Source organism: Psychrobacter sp. SHUES1 (assembly GCF_001652315.1).
Lineage (GTDB): Bacteria > Pseudomonadota > Gammaproteobacteria > Pseudomonadales > Moraxellaceae > Psychrobacter > Psychrobacter faecalis.
Genome location: NZ_LXWA01000021.1, coordinates 1 through 557, shown reverse-complemented (window position 1 = coordinate 557; position 557 = coordinate 1). Strand labels below are relative to the sequence as shown.

The window sequence follows — 557 nt, the reverse complement described above, 5'->3', positions numbered from 1 at the left end:
AGAGTAGGCTGTCCATGGCGAGACTTACCTTCTTATTTCGGTCATTGGTCTCGCATATATCATCAATACCGTTATTGGCGTAAAACCGGTAAATGGCAAAAGCTCATGAAAATAATCACAGCAAACTATGATAGTGAATGGTTATTTATAGACGGTAGCGTGGTCAAAGCTCATCAGCATAGTTCAGGTGCAGCCAGTCATCTTGATGAGGCCATTGGTAAAAGTGTTGCAGGTAATAGCAGCAAACTGCACTTAGTGGTCGATGCTTGTGGTAACCCTATACATGTTGAGCTGACAGGTGGGCAAGTGCATGACGCTAAGATGGCAAAGACGTTGATAGATAGCACGATTAATAACCAGACTAAAGCGGTGATTGCAGACAGGGGCTACGATAGTAGTGATATTAGAGAGTGTATCTTCAAGCACTGTGCTGAGTCAGTCATACCCGTTAAGTCGAACTCTAAAAACAGCAACAATGACACACTAGACTGGTATTTGTATCGTTGCCGTCACTTGGTAGAAAACGCTTTTGCTAGGTTGAAACATTTTAGGGGCAT

1 protein-coding gene is annotated in these 557 nt (G+C 43.1%); it reads left to right on the top strand.

Translation table 11 applies throughout. From position 1 onward, the window contains the following. On the top strand, positions 1–557 hold a 557-nt coding region (locus tag A7325_RS01545), incomplete at both ends, for an IS5 family transposase (protein ID WP_068404033.1).